The organism is Kitasatospora sp. NPDC059648 (genome assembly GCF_042734825.1).
In the GTDB taxonomy this organism is placed as follows: Bacteria; Actinomycetota; Actinomycetes; order Streptomycetales; family Streptomycetaceae; genus Kitasatospora.
Window position 1 is genome coordinate 24079 of sequence record NZ_JBHWDU010000065.1, and the last position, 22674, is coordinate 46752.

The window sequence follows — 22674 nt, forward strand, 5'->3', positions numbered from 1 at the left end:
TCCGCAAGGTGGTGATGGCAGGGATCTCCCGCAGCCAGCCCGGAGCCGAAGGAGAGGTGACAGCCTCGACCAGGAGGTATCCGTCGGTAGCGATGCGCTGGGTGAGCTGAACTCGCTTCTTCTCCTCGCTCGGCAGGCGGTAGGAGTCGACCCTGGCCCCGTAGCGTTCCTGCCATGAGGGGTCCATCCACGAGGCGAGCCACCCCGGTGCCGAGACGGCAATCGCCTCCAGCGCCGCCCGTAGCGTCTCGCCCACGAATTCGAGGCGGTTCAAGTTCCTCCCCGCGGCAATGACATGGGTGGAGTCGGTTCGCTGCCGACCTCCGGCAGCGACCAGTTCCAGCTCGACGAGCCGTTCCAGCAGGAGATCGAGTACCTTCTCCTCCAGGCCGTGAGCCACGAGCCTGTCCCGGAACCCAGTCAGCACGGTGAAGTCGAAGCCGGGATCGGCGAGTTCGAGGCCCAGTAAGTACTTCCAGTCGATCCTGGCCCGCACCGCGTGCGCGGCCTGGCGGTCGGTCAGGTTCTCGGCAAACTGCAGCACGCACACAAACGCCAGTTGCCCGGGCGAGACCCCAGGCCGGCCACGAACACCGAAGGCGGATCTGAAGACCTCGTCGTCGAACAACGGGCCGAGCGAGTTCCGGACCCGCATCGCCAGACACCCCTTGGGAAATGCCGCGCAAGCAACCATCCGCATCGCCTCGGGGACTTCCCGACCCGAACCCGATGTCCTCGACACCCCGCTACCCCCGTCCTTCGACCGGTCGACGACCGTCCAGAAGCAGGCCGCCGGCTCGAAGGCTCCTCCCAGCAGACCCCATGCGTTCGCAAGATCGTGCCGATTCACCCAATTGGGCAACGGGGTCATCGACGGTTGGTACAACACCCGCCGTATCCAAAAACGGCTCGGCTGGCTCAGCCCCGACGAGTACGAGGCGAAGTACTACGCCGACCAAGCGACGGCCGAACTGGTGGCTGTCGAACCACCCACACCCGCCCTGACCAGGTAATCAACGCCTCCCGCGCAGCGGGGGAGCTCAACCGTCTCCCCGGCCGAAGCGCAGCACGTTCAGCCCCGAGTACAAGCTGCGGATCGTCGCCGAGTACGACGCCGCGCCCGAGGGCGAGAAGGGTGCGGTCCTGCGCCGCGAGCGCCTGTACCACTCCCACGTCACCGAGTGGCGGGCCGCGCGCGATGCCGGGGCATTGGAGAACCTGGTCGACCGGCGCACGAGCCCGGCCCGTCCGAAGTAGTCCGCCGCCGAGGTCGAGAACGAGAAGCTGCGCCGGCAGGTGGAACGGCTGGAGAAAGAGCTCGCCCGGAACAAGGCCGCGCTGGAGGTCCTGGGAAAAGCGTCGGCGCTCTTGGAAATGATCTCCGAGAGCGCGGACTGAGGCACGCCGCCGATCCCGTCGTGGACGAGGCGTTCACGGGCGTCGAACACGAGCTGGGCACCACGGCCGCGTGCTGGCTGACCGGCCGCTCCCGGGCCACCCACTACCGCAGAATGCGGCCGACCCCCATGCGCCGACCCAGGTCCCCGCAGGTCCAGCCGTCGGCCCTGACGGCCGAAGAGCGAGATGCGGTCCTGGCGTTGATGAACAGCGCCGAGTACGCCGAGCTGCCGCCCGCGCAGATCAGGCCTGTTGCGAATCAGAGCCGCGATCTCTTCCAAGCCAAAGATATCGCCCGTGGACTTTACATATGGGCGAAGCCTGGATACTAAGGAATCTTTGGCGGAGGGAGCCATCTCGGTCGTTGTCGCCAGAATATATCGATCCGGCCGCATTTTAGTGATCTTAGGTAGCTCAGATCGGCCCATACGGAGATCAGCTTCGCTCGCCCACTTTTCATCCAATGCTTGCATTGGATGATGATCAAGTCTCGATCGGCTGATTGATGGCGTAAGTCGATTCCGCCGTCCGCTCCCATCGAGAACACCTCGAACCTCAGTCCGAGTTAAGCCTCGAACAGGTCCTTGCAGAGAAGTTCGAAATCAAAGTCTGTGAGGCTTCCAAGGTTGAGACTATCCATGGTTCCCGGGTTCGGCTCCATCCGCTGGCTTATGGAAGCACTCTATCGATGGAGCACCCGAGTCATCCGAGCATCGCGGAAAACCTTTGGCGTCAGCGCCAACGGGCGTCCACTGACCGTAGGCGGTCGGCGGAGTCTCAATGGCTCAGCCCGGGCGCCTACGCCGGCTTCCACGGACAGACCATCGATGTCACGCGGCCAGCAGCCGCCGCGGCCGACGTACTCCCTGCCCGGGACTTCACTCCGACCTCGCCGACCTGCCGATACCCGGCACATCGTCGGCCGCATCGAGGTAGTGCACGAGTTCCGGCCGCAGCCTCACGTGGAGGCGAGGCGGTGACGGACTTCCGCTGCGTGCGCCGCTAACAGCCCGAGGAACGGCACACATGACCGCCTACTTCACGCTCGTCTGCGACGACATCCCCCACAACGTGGTGCTCCTCGACGCCGGCTCCAGCCCGTTGGAGGTCGCGAAGACGTTCCGCGAAGTAACAGGCGGCGGCCTGTGGCACGCGAAGCAGACCGTGACCGACACACCCCCGGTCCTGCTCTTCGAAGGGATCGAGGAGAGGGCTGCGCGCAGCCGGTGCCACGGTCGCGGTGGAGCCATGGGTCAGAGAGAGTGTCCGGCCGTGGCCCACAGCGCCAGAGCCGGATACTTCGCGCCAGAATGGGACCATGCCCGCTCTGGAGACCACTTCGAAGATCCGCGCTCGGATGAGCAACCAGCGCAGCCGTGACACGGACATCGAGATCGCTCTCCGCAGAGCCCTGCACGCCGCCGGACTCCGCTACCGCGTTCACCGCAGACCGCTCAAGGACGTGCGCCGCGAGGCCGACATCCTCTTCGGCCCGGCTCGCGTCGCGGTCTTCGTCGACGGTTGCTTCTGGCACGGGTGCCCCCAACACGCGACATGGCCCAAGAACAACGCTGTGTTCTGGCGGGAGAAGATCGAAAAGAACCGTGCCCGGGACTGCGACACAGATGCCCGCCTCGCCGAGGCAGGTTGGGTATCCATCCGCGTCTGGGAGCATGAGACCGCCGCCGAGGCCGCCGAACGGATCGCTACCTTGGTTCGCGGACGACGGCCGGCATAGCCGGATTGAGGCTTGCCAGTGGTCCTCGGCGGCGGCTCTTCTCGGGCTGTGCCACTGTGCCCCGTCGGAGCGACGAAACGCCAATGGCAGATGACCACGCCTTCCCCGTCGCCGATGAGCGAAGTGCCGGGAGGAGCGCAGCGGGATCAGTGGCTGACTAGGTCGCATCGACCGCCGCCGGCTACACTCTCGCCACATGACCAGCTCGGGCGCAGCCGCTCCATTCCTTGAGAATCCGTACATTTTGGACCTTTTCGCCGGTCCGGGTGGTCTTGACGTTGCCGCGCACGTGCTCGACGTGATCTCACTCGGGATCGAGTGGGACAAGGACGCCTGTGAGACGCGTTACAAGGCCGGGCTCCAGACGTGGCATGCGGACGTCAGCGCGGTTCGACGGGAGCGGTTCCATGAGCTGCCCGAGGAGCTGAACGTGTTGGCTGGCGGCCCGCCGTGCCAGACGTATTCGGTGGCTGGCAACGGCGCGGGGCGCAAGGCCTTGGACAAGGTCGAGAAGCTCATTCATCGGATGGTCGCTGGTGCCAGCGAGCAGGAGATCGACGAACAGTTGGAGAAACTGGGCGGCGATCCCAGAACCGCTCTGGTCCTGGAACCGCTCCGTTACGCAATCAAGGCCCTCAGCTGCCCGAACCGGAACGGGCGACCGTTCGACGTGATCGTCTTGGAGCAGGTGCCTGCGGTCAAGGCGCTATGGAAGGTCTACAAGGACGCCTTGGAGACGGGCCTGCTCCGCGAGGACGGGACGAGGGTGCGGTACAAGGTTGCCGAGGTCAAGACTCTTCACACCGAAGCGTACGGCGTCCCGCAAACCCGTCGCCGTACGATCCTGATCGCACGACTCGACGAGCACGGCACTCCTCCGCTGCCCGCCCCCACGCACCACACCTACAAGCCGCACAATCCGAAGCAAGGCGGTCCCGAAGACGAGCAGGTGGTGGCGCAGGCCGCTCAGACCACGTTGCAGGTGGGAGGAGCCGTGGCGCCTCCCAGGCCGTGGGTCTCGATGGGGGAGGTGCTTGCGCTGACGGAGCAGAGGCCTGAAGGCAGGGAGACTCCGTTCGAGATCGTGTCGAACTACGGCAGTGGCGGCGATCCGAAGAAGCGTGGCGTCCGTACAGATGTACAGCCGTCGTTCACCGTTACGGGAAAGGTCTCACGCAACGCTGTTCGATACCAGGACGGTACCCCGCACGATCCCGACCGCCTGACCATCTCCGAGGCCGGAATTCTCCAGACCTTCCCGCCCAACTACCCTTGGTCGGGAGGCGATCGGTCGCAGCAGGTGGGCAATGCCGTTCCCCCGTTGTTCGGCATGCACGTGCTGGCGGCGGCGCTGTCTCTGCCACTCCCAGCGGAGGAAAAGCTGCGGGAGAACTGGCCCGCGGTCAGCGACGAGGATCGCGCTACTCTCCGCAAGGTGGGCTGCGGGGCCCCGGACGATTGTGGTCCCAACTGTCCGAGGCCCAACGGTCATTCCCCCGTCTCGGCCTCCTCCGCGTCCCGGCCCCGGACAGGCGCGTCCGCGAAGAGGTCGGCGAAGTAGGCCGCCAGAGTTTCGACGGAGATCTGAGGAGCTGGTGCCTCATTGGGGCCAACGGGGAGTGCATTCCGTGACACCTGACGGGCGGTCTCGGCCTCGTCAATCCAGTCGACCAGCGGACGGAACTCGCGCTCGCTGTCGGGGGCGATCACGTCGTACATCAGCGTCGCGGCCGAGGCGTTGACGGCTCCGACCAGGGCGTTGACCTCACGGCCTGTGGTGACCACTTCGTTTTCGACCAGCCGGACGATCGCCTGGGCGGTGGGTCGGTGGTTGATGACGGATGCGCGCAGGGCGGTGTTGAGGATGTCCTGGTTGCCACAGGCCATGACGACAGGGCCATAGTCCGAGCCGTCGCGGAAGAGCTCGGCCGCCCACCAGAGGCGTGCGAAAGCCTGCTTGTGGTACTGCCCGCGGAGACGGTCGGCCGCCACCTTGGCGACCTTGCCGTCCTTGGGTTCTGGCAGATGCCGCCAGACAACGTAGTCCGGAGCGACCCCGAGCGCGAGGTAGTTCCAGAGGCCGGGGTCGGCCGCCTCGCGGCGGGTGAGCCGGAGAGCGGCGTGCAGGCGAGGAGCGAGCCAGGCGTCGGCCTGGGTGGCCTTGAGACCGCTGTTCTGGCAGTAGGCCATGGCGTCCTCGGCCAGGTCCCGGATGGGCTGCAGATCGCCGCGCCGGTCGGTGTGCGGCAATGGTTCCGTGACCTGGTTGAGCTTGATGCTCGGTACGTCCTCGCGGCCGGTTAGCAATCCCTCGGTGAGGAATTCCGAAGCCTCCGCGTTGGGGAGCAGCGCCAGGCGCTCCGGGAAGTGGCTGGGCCGGCCGGTCATGCGTCTTCCCCCTGCGAGAGGCGTTCCAGGTCTCGAATTGTGGTGGAAAGCGTCCGGGGGACGCCGGCACGCCGCGAAGCGGCAAAGTGGATTCGGGTCTGGAGATCTCCCCACCCGTTGGCGGAGGCTCCGGTGCGAGCCGCGTGGACCTCGCGCAGGGCATGTTCCGGCTCACGATCCGGATAGATGTCGGGGAGCATGTCCCTGAGCACCTCGCCCTGCCATCCATGAGGGAACAACGGGGTGCCATCCTCCTCGACCTCGAGGTCACCGACCGCGGAATGGAAGACGGCGGTCCAGACCTCGGAGCAAATCTGGGCGAGGAGGAGTTCCCGGACCGTCTTCTCCGCGCCGGTTCCCCCATCGGCGCCGAGCAAGTCGCCCAGCCCGTCGAAGTCGGTGTTGACCCGTACGACGGGGATCCGTCCAGTGGTGTCGACCAGCCAAGGGGAGTCCTTGAAGCGCTGGAGCCGGCTTGCCCCGGAGCTGAAGCCGACCAGTTTGACTTCGAGTTCCCGAGCGAGCGAGGGTGCTGCCTCAATGACGTCGACAAACCACTCTGCGTCTGATGTGGCGATCACCCGGCCGGGGATTCCGTCCACTGTGGCGACGACGTGCACGGCCAAGGAGGCGCGATCGAGAAGGTCGGAGCGGTGGAGGTACAACTCGGCGGACCGTTCGCGGCCGTCGTTGGAGACCGGGGACAACTCGACGGCCGTGCGGGTGTTGGTGGCACGCTCGGTGAGGACGGCGACGGCCTTGACATGTTGCCAGGGTCCTCCGGAGTCGACTGCCTTGGCCGGGAGGCTGGCGGAGAGGCGGAGTCGGGCCTGGGTCCAGTCGGGGCGGTCCTCGTCGGGCCCGAGGGCGACGACGCGTTCGACGGTGGAGAGGTACTTGCTCTCCACGTCCTCCCAGGGCTCGCCCTCGGACTTGAGCTGGGCGCTCTCGACGCGCCAGGAGATGTTGCCGGTTAGCCGCCGGTACGGGTAGACCTTCATGCCTGCTCCCCCTTTCCGAGGCGGAGTTCGACGACGAGTCCGGTGAGTTGGGCCCGGACCGGATGGCGGGACACGTCGGTGACGCCCCGGAAGACGGCCTTACGGCTGCCGGGAAGCAGGTGCAGGGACCCGTCGACGACCTCGCAGCCACTGACGGCGATGAGGTCTTTCCAGGGTGCGGCGGGTCGAGGGCCGGAACGCACGTCGAACTTTGCAACCGGCGTGACTGGACGGTCCGTGTCGACGCCGGGCGATACCCGTAGGTCGACCGTCACCGACCAGGCTCCGGTCTCGTCGATCAGCGCGTCCACATTGTCCAGCTCGGGTAGGACGGCCGTTGCGGCAGGACGTGCCTTTTTCGTGCCCCCACCCACCTTGAGCCGGCTGGCGATCTTTGCTTCTCCACCGCTGCGGCGCTTGGTCCGGGGCACCGCGACCAGGTCACGCACGGCACTGTTCGCAGCAGTGGTCAGGGCTGCGATGCGTCGGTAGGCGGACGGCGAGTAAGTCAGGCTGAGCTCCTCGGTCTGGCCCCACTTGTTGTGCTCGGGCGGCTCGGAGGCGCGGAGGAACTCCTCGGCGGCCTCCGCGCCGGGGGCGTCCGGCCCCGCTGCGCGGCCGGTGAGAAGGATGGCCTGGAAGGGGTTGGTGCCGATCGGGACGTTGGCGACGGCGCTGTCCTTGACGGTCATGCGGTTGCCCCGCATGGAGACCAGTCGGTTGGGGAGGCCGTCGGCGTCCTCGGCATGGGTGACCAGGAGCACGGCCTCGTGTGGCACGCCACCGCGCAACTGGCCACCGCGGAGCGGCACATTGAGTGGAACGGTGGCGCGAGCGACCTGCCCGGGTGCAGTGAGGCGGTCGACGGTCTCGCCTGTCAGGAAGGCGCGCAGGGCGCGGGTACGGGAGGGCTGGGCGACCGCCGGATCCACACGTTCCTCGTCGATGAGGACCTCGCCGTTGCGAAGGGTGCGGACGGACGCCTCCAGGTGCGGCTTGTGGTCGCCGCCACCGGTCATCGCGGCCCAGAAGTTGCGGCCGAGCGCCTCGACGAGCCGGGCGTGCATGCGATGGACGGAGTACTCGTCCTCACTGGTCTCTTCCTCGTCCAGGGTGCCGTTGACGGGCCCCAGACTGGCGACGTCATGTGCGCCGACAATGAGGAAGGAGGTGCCAGGAGCCGCGCTCTCGCGGGAGAGGTGGAGCTTCTCGACGGTCTCCTCGTCGGCCCACCAGGAGCGGACCACATCCGCGGATTTGGTGGCCGGGTCGGGACGGCCGAACCAGGCGGGGCCGGCGAATTGCCGGCCGTCGACCTCGCGCCAAGGGAGGTCCAACCGGCCGATGAGTCGGCGCTCGGTGCGACCTTCGTGAGGCTCGGACAGGGTGGAATTGATCAGCACCAGGCCGAGGCGGCTGGTGGCCCACAGCGTAGCCTTGCCCAGGCCGTAGGAGCCGCCTGCCCCCGAATCCTTCTTGTTGCTGTCCAACTGTCGACGGACGACGGCGGCGAAGAGCCCGTTGTCGTAATCGTCGCCGGTCAGGCCGGTGGCGTTGTAATCGTCGATGCGCAGCAGCACCAAGCGATCGTGCTGATACATGTCACGCAGTCCGGCCGCAATCGTGCGGGAGACCTTGCCCTGTTTCCCACTCTCGCCGGTGAGCGCCTCGTAGTGCGGGAGCAGGTACTCCCAGTCGATCGCTTCGCGGAAGCGGGCCAGAGCCTCGCCTCTGAGTTCGTGCAGCGTGAAGCGGACCCGGACGGGCTCGGCGGGGTCGAGGCGTGCGTCGAGGCTGTTCTGCGTGGCCTCGCGGGCGAGGACCGAGACATCGGCTTCGAAGGCGAACGCGGCGGCGTTGCCGTACTCACGCCCACCGTCGGCGTGGGCCGGCCGGTGGTACCAGGAGACGGGCAGCCCCACTTGGGCGTCGACGCTGCGGGTGTGGATGGTCTCCAGGTCGGTGTTGAGCAACTCTGCGATGCGCCGGAGGGTGTCGTCCCGCGGCTCGGAACGGCCGACGATCCAGGCCGAGACGGCGGCACGGGTCATGCCCAGTTCCTCCGCGAGTTCGGTCTGGCTCATCCCTGCGTTCCTGAGCTGGCGCGCCAACCAGGGGCCGAAGTCCTCAGCCGCCTTCACGTCCCACCTGCTTCCACATACCTTGTTCAACGAGGTGAGAGCCACACTACTGCACAGCTGTTGACATCGTGATCACTTGTCAAAAAATCTTTGACCGCAGGGACGACCGCCCGGAAACAGTGTGAGGCACAGTCAAAACTGGAACCTGAGATTCCGCCCGCTTTCGCCCGAGATTTCCTGAAAGTCCGACGCTTTCACGGGCGAGGTCGGCAAGGGTGTGCCGCTTGCATGCCGACTGGGAACCGTGGTTGACTACCCGTCAGCTCCTCCGGCGACAACCGGAATAACCTTCCTGCGGCACAGCCATGTCTCTTTCTCCACCCGCGGTACACCACCAAGGGGCCGGATAACGGGGCCCACGCGCAGCCCGGGACACCCGACACGACGCATCGCCTGCACATCGGGGGGAATGCTTCTCCGCTCGTTCTCGGAATCCTTTCGTGGATTTCCGCGCGGCTCGTCCTCCCCCGCACCACCTCGCACAATTTCCATCGTGAAAATCTCCACGAAAGTGAAAGCGAAGGTACCTCGGTGGCCACGCAGAAGACTCCGCTCGACCGCGCCTCCTACCGCGACACCCTCCTCGGCTTCGACGCCCCGTCCCGTCGCCCCCTCCGGAACCCGAGTGTCCCTCAGCGCGTCGACACAGTCACCCTCACGCTCACCGTTCAGCTAGCCAGCTGACGGCAGCCGAGCGTCGTCAACTCTCTTTTCATCTCTGCGCCTTGATTGGAACATTCGTGGTCGATCCGCAGTCCCCTGTGATCCGAACCATCGTCGACCAGTCCCACCGTGTCCTGGAGACCTACAGGGTCGACCCGGGCCTGATCCCTGAGCACGCCAACAGCGAGCGCCGTATTACCCAGGGCGGGTACGGTGACCGGCAGCTCTTCGAGCTGGTCCAGAACGCCGCTGATGAGATGCGCGACGAGCCCGGCGGTCGGATCCACGTCGTACTCACCGACACTCACCTCTACTGCGCCAACCAGGGAAACCCGGTGACACCCGACGGTGCGGAGACCATCCTGCGGATGAGCATGTCCCGCAAGCGCGGCGGGCAGATCGGTCGGTTCGGCGTGGGGGTGAAGTCGGTCCTGGTGGTGACTGACACACCCGAATTCTTCAGCCGTACCGGCAGCTTCGGCTTCGATCGGGCCTGGTCGTACGAGCTGATCCGGAACGTGCCCGGCGTGCCCGAGCGACTCGGCGAGCACTTCGAGGCGCCCGTGCTTCGCATGGCCCGTGAGCTTGACGCGGCGGCCGAACGCCTCCGGGACCCAGTGCTGGACGAGTTGCTGGGGTGGGCCACCACGGTGGTCCGCATGCCGCTGCTGCCCGGCGCGGCTGACCGGCTGGGTAAGGACATGCACGGGCATCAAGGCGCCGTCAGCCACGAGTCCCGCGAGGAGTTCCCGTCTGGCTTCCACCTCTTCTCCTCGCACGTGGGTCAGGTGGTCCTGGAGGATCGCCGGCCCCGCCCGATCGCACGCCGGGCTCTCCACTCAGAGCGAGACGGCAGCCTGCACACGATCTACGAGGAGCGCGTCGGAAAGCCGCCAGCCACCTCGCAGTGGCGGGTCTTCACCCACACCCACGAGCCGACCGAAGCCGCCCGCCACGACGCCGGCGAGTTGCACGATCGGGTGTCCATCGACGTCGCCTGGGCGGTTCCCGCCTACCGTGAGGACGAGCGGACCGGCCTGCTCAGCGCTGCCGATGCTCGAGGCCGTGGCAGGTTCTGGTCCTTCTTCCCGACCAAGTACGAAATGACCCTCAGTGGCATCCTGAACGGGGCCTGGAAGACCAATGAGGATCGCCAGAACCTATTGGACTCCTCGCCTTTCAACGTCGAAATGATCCAGGTCGCGGCCCGCCTGGTGGTCGAGTCGTTGCCCGAACTCGCGCCCATGGAGGACCCCGGCGCGTACCTCCCGCTGCTGCCTGGTCGCACCAAGGGCGTGGAAGTCATCAGTTGGGCCGACCGCCTGCTCACCGAGCAGATCTGGGCCGCCGCCGCGATTCGTCCGTCGCTCCCGGACCAGGACGGCATCCTGCGCGCACCGCGTGAGCTGAACGTTCACCCGGATCTGGGTCGGGACAGCGCCTCGGTCAATCGGTGGCTTCGGGCCTGGCATTCTTTCGCCGGACGCCCGCGCGAGTGGGTTCACCCCTCGGTCGAGGCCACGGACCTGCGGGCGGGCAAGGTCCAGCACATCCTGGGCGCTGCCGGCCGACGGCGTGCCTCGGTCGTCGAGTGGCTGGAGGCGCTGGTCTCCGACGGCTCGGCGGAGGCTTCGTCGACCGCCATCCGGATTGTCGCAGACATGATCGGTTCGAACGCCTCCTGCGCCGCCGAGGCTCGGAAGGCCAGAATCGTACTCACCGAGGAGCACGGCCTGGTCGCCCCGATGGGCAGTGTGGTGTACCGGCGCACCGAAGAGGACGGTCTGCGGGAGTCACTGGTGTACGTGGACCGCGCCCTGTCCGACGACCCGTCGCTCTCCTCCGCTCTCACCGTCCTCGGCATCCAGGAAGCCGACGTCCGGGGGCGCTTCGTAAGCGTCCTCGAGCAGGGCTTCGACTCGTATGGCCCACAGGAATGGAACCGGTTCTGGGAGCTGCTGCACCGAGCAGGCGCCTCGCTGGTGAGCCACGAGGTGACCAGGCGGGTTTCAGCACCGATGGACGCCCTGATGGTGCGGACCGCTGACGGCCGTTTCCGCACGATGCGCGACTGCATGCTGCCCGGTGTCGTCGTCACCGCGGAGAGCGACCCCGAAATCACGGTGGACATGCGGTTCCATTCCGACGATGCAGGCTTCTTCCGAGAGTTGGGTCTGCGGGATCGCCCGACCGCAGGGCACCGACCCGAGGCGGAGCCCTGGTTTGAGGAGTATCGGGAGGCCGTGCACGCAGCGTACTGCCGCACGCTCGACAACCGGGCAAGTCGGCCGGCCCTGGCCAGGACCAGGATTGAGGGCGCTCCCGTCGGTGGGCCACTGCACCTGCTGCCCCGGCTCTCGATGGAAGCCCGCGCAGCCTTCCTTCAGGCACTGCCCGAGGAGGCGTTGATCGAGAACTGGACACTGCAGATCGGGGCGCAGGCCAGCACACGTCGTACGGCACACTCCCCGATCCGCTGGATGCTCACCCGACACGGTCGAATCAAGACTTCGCAGGGTCTCAAGACCCTCAAGGAAGCTGTGGGGCCGCAGCTCGAGGCATACCGTGACGTGCTCCCGGTGGCTTCGATCAGTCAAGAGAAGGCCCGCAAGCTGGGTCTCGCGGATAGTGTCGAGAAGGTCCGGTCCTCGCAGTGGGAACAGCTCCTGGAGAAGCTGCAGGAAAGCGAGGACGACGCGTTCGTCGGCTCCACCTACGCCCTGCTGACTCGACTGGAGATCGACTTTCCCGAGGACTCGCTGACCCGTTGTCGGGTGGGTGACACCTGGGAGACCCGAGAGGACGGCGAGATCGCGGTTGCCGCGAGCTGGGAGGAGTATCGCTCGCTTCGGGCCTGGCAAGAGCCGGCATTGCTGATGCCGGACCAGAAGTCCGCCGATCTCATGGTTGAGCGATGGGGCATGAAGCGCCACGATGACGTCGTCATCCGCGAGACCCGGCACGAGTCGACCGTGGAGGCAGTCCCGCTGTCCGAGGAGTTTCCGACGCTGCGCCAAAGGATGGGAGCCTCGGTCGGCACGTACTCCCTGCTGCGCTGCTCCACGTTGGAGGAGGTCGTCAGTACCTCACGCGGCGCGTACCCGAAGGCCCTAGAGAGTGCCCGCCAGGGCAACGTCATCAAGGTTCTTGATTCGCTGGACAGGCTCAGCACACTTCAGGCCGTGGACCACGAGCTGGGACTGCGGTTGGGCGAGGCCGGCTGCTGTGCCGTGCTGGAGGCCCAGGTGCGCCAGGAGCAGGACGCGAAGGTGCGGGCGGCACTGAAGGCGATCCGTGAGGCTCAAGATGTGACGGCCAAGCTGGAGCTGCTGATCGGCGCGGAGGCCCTGCGTGATCGGCTGCCCGCCGGACTGATGGAAGCCGAGCGTCAGGAGCTGGGCGGGCAGGAGCCCAGCGGGCGTCGGATCGCGCAGATGGCGTTTAACGCGCACGGTGACACCGTGCTCAAGGCCCATGCCCGAGACATCCAGGAGCGCTTCCCAAGTGCCCCGTCGTCCTACACTGGCGGCTCGGCGGCGGTTTCTTTCGTCGCCGATCTCGGCCTGCCCGCGCCATTCGCCGGCTACCGTGCCCCGGCTCTCGAACAGAGCCTGACGGTGGAAGGCCCCCGCGACTTCCCACGCCTGCATGACTACCAGGAACGGCTCGCCCTCAACATCTTCGAGATGCTGGATCGGCTGGCCCCGCAGCGCGCCATGCTGTCGTTGCCCACCGGCGCCGGCAAGACGCGCATCACCGCCGAGGCCGTCATTCGCTGGGTCAAGCAGGCTGGGGAGCTTAAGGGCCCGATTCTGTGGATCGCCCAGACCGAAGAGCTGTGCGAACAGGCTGTGCAGAGTTGGCAGTTCGTCTGGAGCAAGGCTGGTGCACAGACCCGGCTGACGATCAACAGGCTGTGGACGTCGAACGAAGCGGCGCCGGTCACCGACGGGCCGCAGCTCGTCGTCGCCACCGATGCCAAGCTCCAAGTGTGCCTGGACACCGACCGGTATGCCTGGCTGAGGGATGCGGCACTGGTCGTGGTAGACGAAGCGCATATGGCGACCAGCCCGCGCTACACCGAGATCCTCAGCCTGCTCGGCCTGACCCAACATCGGACTGAGCGGCACATGCTCGGCCTCACTGCCACTCCGTTCCGTGGCCACAACGAGGAGGAGACCAGGCGCCTGGTCAATCGATTCGGCGCACGCCGGCTGGACGAGGGGGTATTCCCCTCCGACGATGCCTATGGGTACCTCCAGGACCTGGGCGTGCTGGCACGGGTCGAACACCGGGAGCTGACCGGCGGCACCATCGAGCTGTCTCGCCAGGAACGGGAGAGCGCCGAGCAGTTCAGCCTCCTGCCCAAGGCTGCCGAACAGCAGCTGGCCGATGACCACGACCGCAGCCTTCGGATCATCTCGGAGATCGCGGCGATGCCCAAGGACTGGCCCGTGCTGGTGTTCGCCACCTCGGTGGAGCATGCCAAGTACCTGGCGGCCAGGCTGAAGGATCACGGCATTTCCGCGTCCTCGGTGGACTCCACCACCTCCGACAATGACCGCCGGGCCCGCGTCCGGGAGTTCCGCGACGGCAAGGTGCGGGTGCTGACCAACTACGGCGTCCTCACCCAAGGCTTCGACGCCCCGGCCACCCGTGCAGTAGTCGTAGCCCGACCCGTCTACAGCCCGAACGTGTACCAGCAGATGATCGGGCGTGGCCTGCGTGGTCCCCGCAACGGCGGTAAGGACACCTGCCTGATCCTCAACGTGCGCGACAACATCAGGAACTTCGACACCGCCCTCGCCTTCACCAAGTTCGAGCACCTGTGGAGCAAGAAGTGATCATCCCCGCTGAGGACGATCCTGTCCTTACACCCGAGCAACAGGCCGTTGTGGACCAACCCTGGGACACCCGACTGTTAGTCACCGCCGGGGCGGGCACGGGCAAGACCCACACGCTGGTACGCCGCATGGACGCACTCATCGGCCACACCGACCCGGACGAGGCTCTGGAAGCCGCCGAGCTGCTGGTCCTCAGCTTCTCCCGCGCTGCCGTCCGCGAGTTGAGGGACCGGATCGCCCGGCACGGCGAACACGCGCGGCGGGTACGAGTACAGACCTTCGATTCCTGGGCATACTCCCTGCTGGTGCAGGCGTACCCGGACGGCGAGTGGTCGGCGTTCTCCTTCGACGAGCGCATTCAGGCAGCCACCAACGCGATTGAGAAGGGCGCGTTGGAGTCTTTGGAGGCAGGCCCGCCCGCCCACGTGATCGTCGACGAGGTGCAGGACCTGGTCGGCCAGCGCCGGGAGATGGTGGAGGCTCTGCTTGACCGGCTCCAGGACTCCTGTGGGTTCACCCTGGTCGGTGACTCCGCCCAGGCGATCTATGACTTCCAGATCGAAGACCCGGAGGAGTACGCCGACCGTGCCGACCTCTTTCTGCGCTGGGTACGCGCCTCCTATGCCGACGACCTGGTGGAACTGCGGCTAACGCGGAACTTTCGGGCCATCACCCCCGAAGCACGCACCGCACTACCGCTCGGCCCCGCCGTTCAGGGCATCGGCAGCGCTCCCGAGGGCGCGGACGCGGCGGCCGAACGACTCCACGGGGAACTGCGCGAGCTACTGCTCGACCTCCCCGACCTGGGCTCGCTCACCGACTCGTTCACTGTGGACTCACTCCGGTCTTTCCCTGGCACCTGCGCGATCCTGACCCGCGACAACCGGCAGGCCCTGCTTATCTCGGAGCTGTTGCACACCCATGAGGTACCGCACGCGCTACGACGCTCGCTCCAGGACCGACCCGTGCCGTACTGGGTCGCCGAAGCGTTGCGTCGCACCGAATCCGCCACCCTCACCGAGGAGCGGCTGCGCGAGTTGCTCGGCGAGATCCCGCTGCCCGAGGGCACCGACCCGGACCGGGTGTGGCGGGCCCTGCGCGTGGCGGCGCGCGGCCCCGGTCGGGGCACACTCGATGTCACGCGGCTGCGCAGACTGGTGACGGAGTGCAGGTTTCCGGACGAGCTCGCCGACCCGGAGCCGGCCCGATTGGTCGTGTCCACGGTGCACCGCTCCAAGGGCCTCGAGTTCGACCGGGTGGTCTTGCTCACCCCGCCGACCATGGCCGAGCTGCGTCGGCGCGACGACGAACTCGACGTGGCCGCCGAGGCACGGGCACTCTATGTGGCGATGACTCGGGCCCGGGAGGATCTGTACCGCGTCGCCGCGCCGGAGACGGTGACGGTGCTCAAGCACAAGCCGACCGGTCGCTGGTACCGAGGAGTCCTGAACCCCAGCCAGAAGTGGCGGCGCGACGGTGTCGAGGTGCGGGCCGGCGACGTTTACACCCTGGAACCGGCCGACGCCCTGACCGACGCCCTCGGCGCCCAGTCGTACCTGCTCGAGCGCGTGCGGCCGGGGGATGCGGTGACCTTCCGGCTGCGCGACGAACTCCAAATGGGCCCCGAGCAGAGCCCACGATATGCGCTTCTACACGAGGGACGGGAGATCGGTGATGCCTCCGAGGTCTTCAGGAGACAGCTCTACTCCGTCCTGAAGGTCGGGCTGGCCTGGGAGATCTGGTGGCCCACGGAAATCACCGGCCTGCGGATCGACTGCCTGGAGGCGGTCGCGGGCAGCCCGGCGGCCGGGGCAAACGCGAGCCTGGGCAACCACGGGGTGTGGATCGCCCCGCGAATCACCGGAATCGGACGATTCCGGCGTCCTGCCGGAACTAAGGAGGGGCAGGAATGACGATCCATGTAGGGCGGCACGCCGCGCACTACAAAGTCCGTGAGGACCTGGTGGCCCGACTTCGCCGGGAGCTGCTTGGCCCCGACGTCGACGCCTCCGCTGAGGACCGTGCCGAGATCCTGGACCAGGATGCTCCGATCACCCGCTATCCCATCGGTGTGCTCTTCCCCCGTCCGGCGGACGCCGAGGCTGCCCTGCGTCTCCAGGAGGACGATGCCGAGGAGGACGGCTTGGACGAGGAGCCCGTGACCGGGGCGGACAGTCTCGACGAGTCCGGGCCGGCCGCCGAGCGCCCCAACGCAGGTGCTAGGCGCCCGTCCGCTGTCGGACTGACCTTTGCCGTCGACCTCGCCGAGTGCCGGGAGATCGTGGTCTCGGCGCGAGCCGCCGTGTATGAACCCGAGGACGCTGAGGGGCGCAAGGTTTCGGCCCGCCGCAGCGAGGCCCGAACCACCTCCGACCAGCGGGAACGCTGGCGCCGGGTGGAGCTTGAACTGCCGGACACCACGGTCGACGTCACGTACCCGGGCCGTGGTGCCTCCCGAGACCTGCTCGACGGCGCGGCCCGGCTGGAGGTGCACGTGCGCCGCCCGTCGCCGGAGACTGGCACAGTCACCGTCACGGTCGCCCTGGTCAACATCCAGAAGGTGGGTGAGCGGGAGCTCCAGGACGCGTTCGCCCTCTTCCAGACCGGGCTGACGGTCCGCGCCGCCAACGGGTCGAGCGCGTTCGTGGAACGCCCAGCCGCCTTGTCCGCCGTGGACCCCGAGCTGGAGGCCAGCCGGCTGCTGCACCGGCACGCCCCCACCTTCGCCGCCGGCCACGGCTGCGCGGTGGCGTGGAACTGGGCCCCACCCCCGATCGGCCTCACCGAAACGGTGAAGGCGGGCGTGGCGGAGGTGCGCACCGAGTTCGTGCCCACGCACGAGGTGCTGCTCACCGACTCCAACCCGGAGATCGACGCCAGTGCCCTCACCATGCTGGGCCTCGCCGAGGCCGGCGACGCCGAAGTGATCGCCGCCCTGCAAGGGCTGACCGAAGGATACGAACGGTGGATTGATCGGAAACGGGACGAAGCCGCTGCGCTCGCCGGTACTCCGTATGAGAAGGCCGCGTCCGAACAGGTCCGGTCCTGCGGTGAGGCGCTGGAGCGGATCCGTCAGGGTATCGCGCTGCTGCGCGACAAGCCCGACGTGATGCGAGCGTTCCGTCTGGCCAATCGGGCAATGGCGACCCAACGGGCCCGGAGCGCCTGGGTCAAAGACGGACGGATCGGTGAGCCGGACCTGGCCTCCGCGCGCTGGCGTCCCTTCCAGATCGCCTTCATACTGCTGTGCCTGGCCGGGGTGGACGACCCGGAGCACCCTGACCGAGGCGTGTCGGATCTGCTGTGGTTCCCCACCGGTGGTGGCAAGACCGAGGCGTACCTGGGCCTGATCGCACTGACCACCTTCCTGCGTCGGATGCGGCTCGGTACGGCGGGCGGCGGTGTCACCGTCCTGATGCGGTACACACTGCGCCTCCTCACCCTCCAGCAGTTCGAGCGCGCCGCGATCCTGATCTGCGCGATGGAGCAGATGCGTCGTGAGAACCCCGCCGAGCTGGGCCACGAGGAGATCTCCCTCGGCATGTGGGTGGGGCGTTCCGCCACCCCGAACACGCTTCAAGTGGCCTCCAGGCAGCTGGGTGCGGCTCGCTCCGGCAGGACGCTCCAGAAGGAGAACCCCGTTCAGCTGCACGCCTGTCCGTGGTGCGGGACCTCACTCGACGCCCACCACTACTCGGTCGATGAGGAGGCCGTCCGGATGGACGTGCGCTGCCCCGGTTCGGGCTGCGCGTTTTCCGGCGGACTGCCCGTGCACCTGGTCGACGAGACCGTGTACCGGGCCCGGCCCACCCTGGTGATCGCCACCGTCGACAAGTTCGCCTCGATGCCGTGGCGTGCGCAGACCGCCGCCCTCTTCAACCGGGACGGTCAGGACTCCACTCCGCCCCCGGAGCTGATCGTGCAGGACGAATTGCACCTGATCTCCGGACCGCTGGGTACCTTGACCGGCCTGTACGAGACAGCCGTCGACGTACTTGCCGACCGTCCCAAGGTGATCGCCTCGACCGCGACCATCCGCCGCGCCGCCGACCAGGGTAGGGCCCTGTTCTCCCGTGAGGTGCGACAGTTCCCGCCCGCCGGCCTGGACGCACGCGATTCCTGGTTCGCCGTGGAAACCTCTGCGAGGGAAAAGGCATCCCGCCGCTATGTGGGCCTGCTCGCCCCCGGCACCAGCCAGTCCACCCTGCTGATCCGCACCTACGCCACGCTGCTCCACCAGGCGATGCGGGCCGACACCACCGAGGAGGTGCGCGACGCGTACTGGACGCTGGTCGGCTATTTCAACAGCCTGCGCCTGCTCTCCGCCGCCGAACTCCAGGTCCACGACGATGTCGTGTCCTACCTGCAGCACCTGGCCGACCGCGACGGCTGCGACTCCCGCTCCGTCGGGAACTACGCCGAGCTGACCAGCCGCGTCGACGCCAGCGACATCCCGGCCCGCTTGAGGCAGATCGAGCGCCGGCGGCCGGGTCGCGACGTAGTGGACGTGCTCCTGGCCACGAACATGATCGCTGTCGGCGTCGACGTGGACCGGCTCGGCCTGATGGCCGTCATGGGCCAGCCGCAGACCACCGCCGAGTACATCCAGGCCACCAGCCGGGTGGGCCGTGCCCACCCCGGTCTGGTCGCGGTGATGCTCAACGCGGGCCGCTCCCGGGACCGTTCCCACTATGAGAACTTCCAGCACTTCCACTCCGCTCTCTACCGCGAGGTCGAGTCCACGTCGGTGACCCCGTTCTCGGCCCGAGCTCGCGATCGCGGCCTGCACGCAGTGATCGTCGCCCTGGCCCGCATCCTGATCCCCGCCGCCCGTGCCGACGACGCGGCGGGAAACATCGACCTCTTTCTGGACGAGCTGAAGGAAAAGGTCCGCCCGAGGATCCTCGAACGGGTCGAGAAGGTCTCCCCGAAGGAGACCGCTGCCAAGGAGGTCGCCCACGTGGCCGCGGCCTTCGACGAGTTCGTCGACTGGTGGTACGAGGAGGCCGAGGCGCACGGCGGCCTGTACTACGAGCCGAAGCGCGGCCGCCACGTCCCCTCGCTGCTCAAGCCCTACAACGACGCCCTGGAGGATGTCGAGGCGTGGGAGACCCTGTGGTCCCTGCGCGACGTCGACGCCGAGTCCGCCCTGTTCATGGAGGCATCCCGATGACCCCGCCCCCTCCCCGCCGCCGGCGCGGCACCGACGGTTCCGCCGCACCGGCCCGCACCCTGCCCCGCCGCGGTGCGGTCCGTCGGGCCCAAGCCATCACCACCTACGGCGTCGGGTCGCTGATCGCAGTGGACCAGGAGTCGTTCATCGTCGCGGGCATCGACGCCGCGGAGGAACAGTGGCCCCGCGACGAGGCCCCGGTGATCCACGAGCCCCGCCTCGCCCGCGTGCTGGGCGTAAGCCACTTCCGCCTCCCGCCCGCCTCCGGCGACGACAGTCGCGACGGTATCCGGGTGCGCCGATTCCCGCTGTGGCACCACTGCCCCAAGTGCCACGCGCTGGACCACGTAAGGAAGTTCAACTCGCCGCCCGGACGCAACGAGTGCGCCGAGTGCGCCGAGCCCCTGGTGCCGTCTCGGTTCGTGGTGGCTTGCGAGGACGGGCACATCGCCGACTTTCCGTACTGGAAGTGGCTGCACCGGGGCCGACGCGGAGACGGCGAGGCCGGCTTCTGCGGCGGCCGGATGAGCCTGCGTTCCTCGGGCCGTACCTCCTCCCTCCGTTCGGTGGTGCTCTCCTGCTCCTGCGGGGTGCCGGAGGTGTCCATGGAGGGCTCCTTCCGGCGCAGCGCTCTCAGGGATCTGAGCATCCGTTGTGAGGGCAAGCGCCCCTGGCTGAAGGACGCCCCCGACCTTCCGTGCTCGCAGCCGCCCCGGACCCTCCAGCGTGGTTCCTCCTCCGTGTGGCAGCCGGTGCTTCGCTCCGCCCTGTCCATCCCGCCGTGGAGCGACACCCGGGTGCATGCCCTGGACAAGCACTGGGACAAGCTCCGTGGCTGCTCCACCCTCGCCGAGATCGAGATCCATCTGAAGTACATCTTCGACGAGGCAGCTGCCCCGGTGAGTGCCCAGCAGGTCTTGGACATGCTCACCGCGATGGAGGCCGAGGACCCCACCGAAGACGACGGTCCCGACCTCGACCAGGAACAGCGCTACCGGGTCCTGCGGGACCTGGAGTACGAGCGACTGCGCGCGGGCAATCCGGAAGAATCCGGCCACCACACCGAACAGTTCGTCTGCGAGCCCCCGACCGGCGACGAGAAGTCGCTGACCGGCCTGGGCCTGGTCGCTCCGATGCTGGTGAAGAAGCTTCGCGAGGTCCGCGCCCTCAAGGCCTTCACCCGGGTCATCGATCCGGAGACTTCTTCCGAAGGCCATGAGGCGGAGCTTTCCCTCGCCCGCACCGACTGGTTGCCCGCCATGGAGGTCCACGGTGAGGGCGTGTTCCTCCGACTCGATGAGGACAGGGTCGACGCCTGGGCCGAATTGCCCGCCGTTGCCGCCCGGGTGGCACGTATCCGGCACCATCACCAGCGAGTCCTCACCGAGCGCGCCTCAGATCCGGCCCGAGTGCCGTCCTCTCCGGCGACCCCGCGCATGGTCCTGCTGCACACGTTTGCGCACGTGATGATCAACGAGTGGAGCCTGGACTCCGGCTACCCAGCGGCCTCACTCCGCGAACGGATCTACTCAGGTGACGAGATGGCCGGCGTGCTGATCTACACGGCCACCAGTGACTCGGCCGGCAGCCTGGGTGGCTTGGTCGCCCAAGGTGAAGTCGACCGCCTCGTCCAGGCCGTGCGCTCGGCCGTTCACCGCGCCGAATGGTGCTCCGCCGACCCTCTCTGTGTCGAGACGGACACCTCTGGCGCGGGAGGCACCAATCTGGCCGCCTGCCACGCGTGCGTGATGCTCCCGGAGACTAGTTGCGAGTACAACAACGGCCTGCTCGACCGGGCCCTCCTCGTAGGCACGCCCGAAGACCCGTCGATCGGCTTCTTCTCTCACTTGCTCACCCAGTGAGTATCGGGCCCTGACACTGAGGCGGTATGGCACGAGTTGCCATACCGCTCCGGTGTCCTCAATCAGCGCGGGCTCAGTTCACGATGTCCCGGCTGCGGGTACGCCGCGCCTCAAAGCGGTCCGGATTGCGAGTCCGAGGGCCCGGCCCACCGGAGGCGGCGAGGCGTGGCCCACCTGGCGGTAGCGGGCCGTCTTGCGGCCAGCGAACGACCAGTCCTCAGGAAAGCCCTGAAGTCGTGCCACCTGCTCGACGGTCAGCGCCACCATGCCCGCATCACCGAGTGACGGGTCCCAAGGGAAATGAGGCCCGGGGACTTCGTCGGCGACAGTGCCGCCGTTCACCCGCATACGGGCCCAGGATCGTTTCGACCCAGTCGGCCCCAGATCGGCTCCACCACGGTTCCAGGAACCCCCGACCAAGGTCGGGGCGACTCGGTCGGCCTGCGCAGCCCAGGCGGCCGCGTAGGGCCAGCCGCGTGTGGCCATGGAGGCACCCAGCGCCTCGCCCACGGTGATCGGCGGCTTGGTGTCGGGCATCAGGGTGACGAAGTCTTCGATGGAGTCCTCCTTCAGAGCCACGAGGATTCCTTGCTTGCGATCCTGGGGCACTCCGTGATCCATCGCGTTGAGAACGAACCAATGGTGCCGATAACCGAGGTGTTCGAGCTCGGTCGCGATGTAAGCGCGGATCGGCTCGTACGCGGGTTTCGAGACCAGATCCGGAACGTTCTCGATCAACAAGGCACGTGGTTGTACGCCGTGCATGAGCATGATCGTCGCTTTGAGTATTCGAAGCTCCTCGGTGCTGTCCTCGCGCGCCACCGCGGCACTCGCCTTCACTCGAGGCAAGCCAGCAGCAAGAAGATCGACGTCATATGTCGCCTGGTAGTCCACCGGGTCGAAGTCCAGAAGGTCGGTCTCAAGGACCTCCCAGTCGGGACGATTCAGACGCAGCGTCTCGCAGGCCACGGCGCGGTTGTCCAGGAGTAACACCGGATCGAAACCAGCCTGCTCAAGGCCGAGCGCCAGGCCGCCTGCACCGGCGCACACGGCAAGGCAGCTGAGGCGTTCGAGTCGAGACTCTTCCATGATCACCGTTCGTGCTTGTCGGGAAACGAGTTCCAGCTGGGCTGGAGAGGCTACCCCGCCCACCCCCTGCGTCACTCAACTGCCAAGGTCTCACAGGCGGCCGGAGCGCCGAGGGCCGGTGATCGCATCTCCCTCATGGATGAGTCGATGGCCACGGAGGTCACGACAGCGGGTCCCCGGAACCTATGGGCGTCACCAACCATGGTCGGCCGCTCCGGAGCGTGACATCGACTCAACCATCTCCTGATGACGGGGGAATCAAAGGTCGCCAAGCTCTAGCCTGTGAAGTTCCACCCTGCGGTTGGACACTCTCCGTCTACGCTGCGAGGGTATGACCTTGCCGGTGCCGCTGGCGGGTCTCGAGTGGCGTGAGGTAG

At 67.3% G+C, this 22674-nt stretch carries 13 protein-coding genes and 1 pseudogene; 7 read left to right on the top strand and 7 right to left on the bottom strand.

Features of this window, described 5'->3' with window-relative positions:
- Positions 1-430: 430 nt before the first annotated feature.
- From ACFV1W_RS29480 to ACFV1W_RS29490, 3 genes and pseudogenes are all read right to left on the bottom strand, one after another.
- A pseudogene (locus ACFV1W_RS29480) lies at positions 431-871 on the bottom strand (transposase); the annotation flags it as partial.
- A 169-nt stretch (positions 872-1040) separates the two neighbouring features.
- Complete coding sequence (locus ACFV1W_RS29485; RefSeq protein ID WP_380420291.1) at positions 1041-1448, bottom strand: hypothetical protein; 408 nt, start codon at positions 1446-1448, stop codon at positions 1041-1043.
- Between the two features lie 278 nt (positions 1449-1726).
- Positions 1727-1957, bottom strand: coding sequence for a hypothetical protein (locus tag ACFV1W_RS29490; protein WP_380420304.1), 231 nt, complete (start codon positions 1955-1957; stop codon positions 1727-1729).
- A 467-nt stretch (positions 1958-2424) separates the two neighbouring features.
- Between ACFV1W_RS29490 and ACFV1W_RS29495 the strand changes: the two genes are divergently transcribed.
- The 3 genes from ACFV1W_RS29495 (at position 2425) to ACFV1W_RS29505 (ending at position 4697) form a co-directional block, all read left to right on the top strand.
- On the top strand, positions 2425-2778 hold the full coding sequence (locus tag ACFV1W_RS29495; RefSeq protein ID WP_380420292.1) for a hypothetical protein: 354 nt from the start codon (positions 2425-2427) through the stop codon (positions 2776-2778).
- Entirely contained in the window at positions 2756-3136 is a 381-nt protein-coding gene (locus ACFV1W_RS29500) for a very short patch repair endonuclease (protein WP_380420293.1), read from the top strand. Before ACFV1W_RS29495 ends, ACFV1W_RS29500 begins: the two co-directional genes overlap by 23 nt.
- 196 nt (positions 3137-3332) lie before the next feature.
- Entirely contained in the window at positions 3333-4697 is a 1365-nt protein-coding gene (locus ACFV1W_RS29505; RefSeq protein WP_380420294.1) for a DNA cytosine methyltransferase, read from the top strand.
- Here ACFV1W_RS29505 and ACFV1W_RS29510 read toward each other — a convergent pair.
- Genes ACFV1W_RS29510 through ACFV1W_RS29520 form a run of 3 tightly spaced genes read right to left on the bottom strand, consistent with a single transcriptional unit; the run spans position 4625 to position 8666 of the window.
- Complete coding sequence (locus tag ACFV1W_RS29510; protein ID WP_380420295.1) at positions 4625-5524, bottom strand: DUF6339 family protein; 900 nt, start codon at positions 5522-5524, stop codon at positions 4625-4627. The two genes, ACFV1W_RS29505 and ACFV1W_RS29510, sit on opposite strands and share 73 nt — an antisense overlap.
- The gene (locus ACFV1W_RS29515; RefSeq protein WP_380420296.1) at positions 5521-6525 is read right to left on the bottom strand and encodes a hypothetical protein; all 1005 of its coding nucleotides are present in this window, start codon (positions 6523-6525) and stop codon (positions 5521-5523) included. Before ACFV1W_RS29515 ends, ACFV1W_RS29510 begins: the two co-directional genes overlap by 4 nt.
- Positions 6522-8666, bottom strand: a complete 2145-nt coding sequence (locus ACFV1W_RS29520; RefSeq protein WP_380420297.1) for a helix-turn-helix domain-containing protein — start codon at positions 8664-8666, stop codon at positions 6522-6524. The genes ACFV1W_RS29515 and ACFV1W_RS29520 overlap by 4 nt, the downstream gene beginning before the upstream one ends.
- Positions 8667-9406: 740 nt before the next feature.
- On the opposite strand from ACFV1W_RS29520, the gene ACFV1W_RS29525 reads away from it, so the two are divergent.
- From ACFV1W_RS29525 to drmB, 4 genes are read left to right on the top strand one after another with little or no spacing between them, the layout of a single operon-like run.
- Positions 9407-14173 (top strand): DEAD/DEAH box helicase, encoded by a 4767-nt coding sequence (locus ACFV1W_RS29525; protein WP_380420298.1) that lies wholly within the window; start codon positions 9407-9409, stop codon positions 14171-14173.
- A complete protein-coding gene (locus ACFV1W_RS29530; protein ID WP_380420299.1) occupies positions 14170-16086 on the top strand; it encodes a UvrD-helicase domain-containing protein in 1917 nt (638 codons plus the stop codon). The genes ACFV1W_RS29525 and ACFV1W_RS29530 overlap by 4 nt, the downstream gene beginning before the upstream one ends.
- Positions 16083-19346 (top strand): helicase-related protein, encoded by a 3264-nt coding sequence (locus ACFV1W_RS29535; RefSeq protein ID WP_380420300.1) that lies wholly within the window; start codon positions 16083-16085, stop codon positions 19344-19346. The genes ACFV1W_RS29530 and ACFV1W_RS29535 overlap by 4 nt, the downstream gene beginning before the upstream one ends.
- Positions 19343-21208 (top strand): DrmB family protein, encoded by a 1866-nt coding sequence (drmB, locus tag ACFV1W_RS29540; protein ID WP_380420301.1) that lies wholly within the window; start codon positions 19343-19345, stop codon positions 21206-21208. Before ACFV1W_RS29535 ends, drmB begins: the two co-directional genes overlap by 4 nt.
- Before the next feature lie 78 nt (positions 21209-21286).
- On the opposite strand, the gene ACFV1W_RS29545 is transcribed toward drmB, so the two are convergent.
- Positions 21287-22297, bottom strand: a complete 1011-nt coding sequence (locus ACFV1W_RS29545) for a DNA cytosine methyltransferase (protein WP_380420305.1) — start codon at positions 22295-22297, stop codon at positions 21287-21289.
- Between the last annotated feature and the right edge of the window lie 377 nt (positions 22298-22674).

Bases quoted from the DNA above. Each gene is read 5' to 3' on its own strand.
- ACFV1W_RS29495 (WP_380420292.1), top strand. From the start codon at position 2,425: ATGACCGCCTACTTCACGCTCGTCTGCGACGACATCCCCCACAACGTG.
- ACFV1W_RS29500 (WP_380420293.1), top strand. From the start codon at position 2,756: ATGAGCAACCAGCGCAGCCGTGACACGGACATCGAGATCGCTCTCCGC.
- ACFV1W_RS29505 (WP_380420294.1), top strand. From the start codon at position 3,333: ATGACCAGCTCGGGCGCAGCCGCTCCATTCCTTGAGAATCCGTACATT.
- ACFV1W_RS29510 (WP_380420295.1), bottom strand. From the start codon at position 5,524: ATGACCGGCCGGCCCAGCCACTTCCCGGAGCGCCTGGCGCTGCTCCCC.
- ACFV1W_RS29515 (WP_380420296.1), bottom strand. From the start codon at position 6,525: ATGAAGGTCTACCCGTACCGGCGGCTAACCGGCAACATCTCCTGGCGC.
- ACFV1W_RS29535 (WP_380420300.1), top strand. From the start codon at position 16,083: ATGACGATCCATGTAGGGCGGCACGCCGCGCACTACAAAGTCCGTGAG.
- drmB (WP_380420301.1), top strand. From the start codon at position 19,343: ATGACCCCGCCCCCTCCCCGCCGCCGGCGCGGCACCGACGGTTCCGCC.
- ACFV1W_RS29545 (WP_380420305.1), bottom strand. From the start codon at position 22,297: ATGGAAGAGTCTCGACTCGAACGCCTCAGCTGCCTTGCCGTGTGCGCC.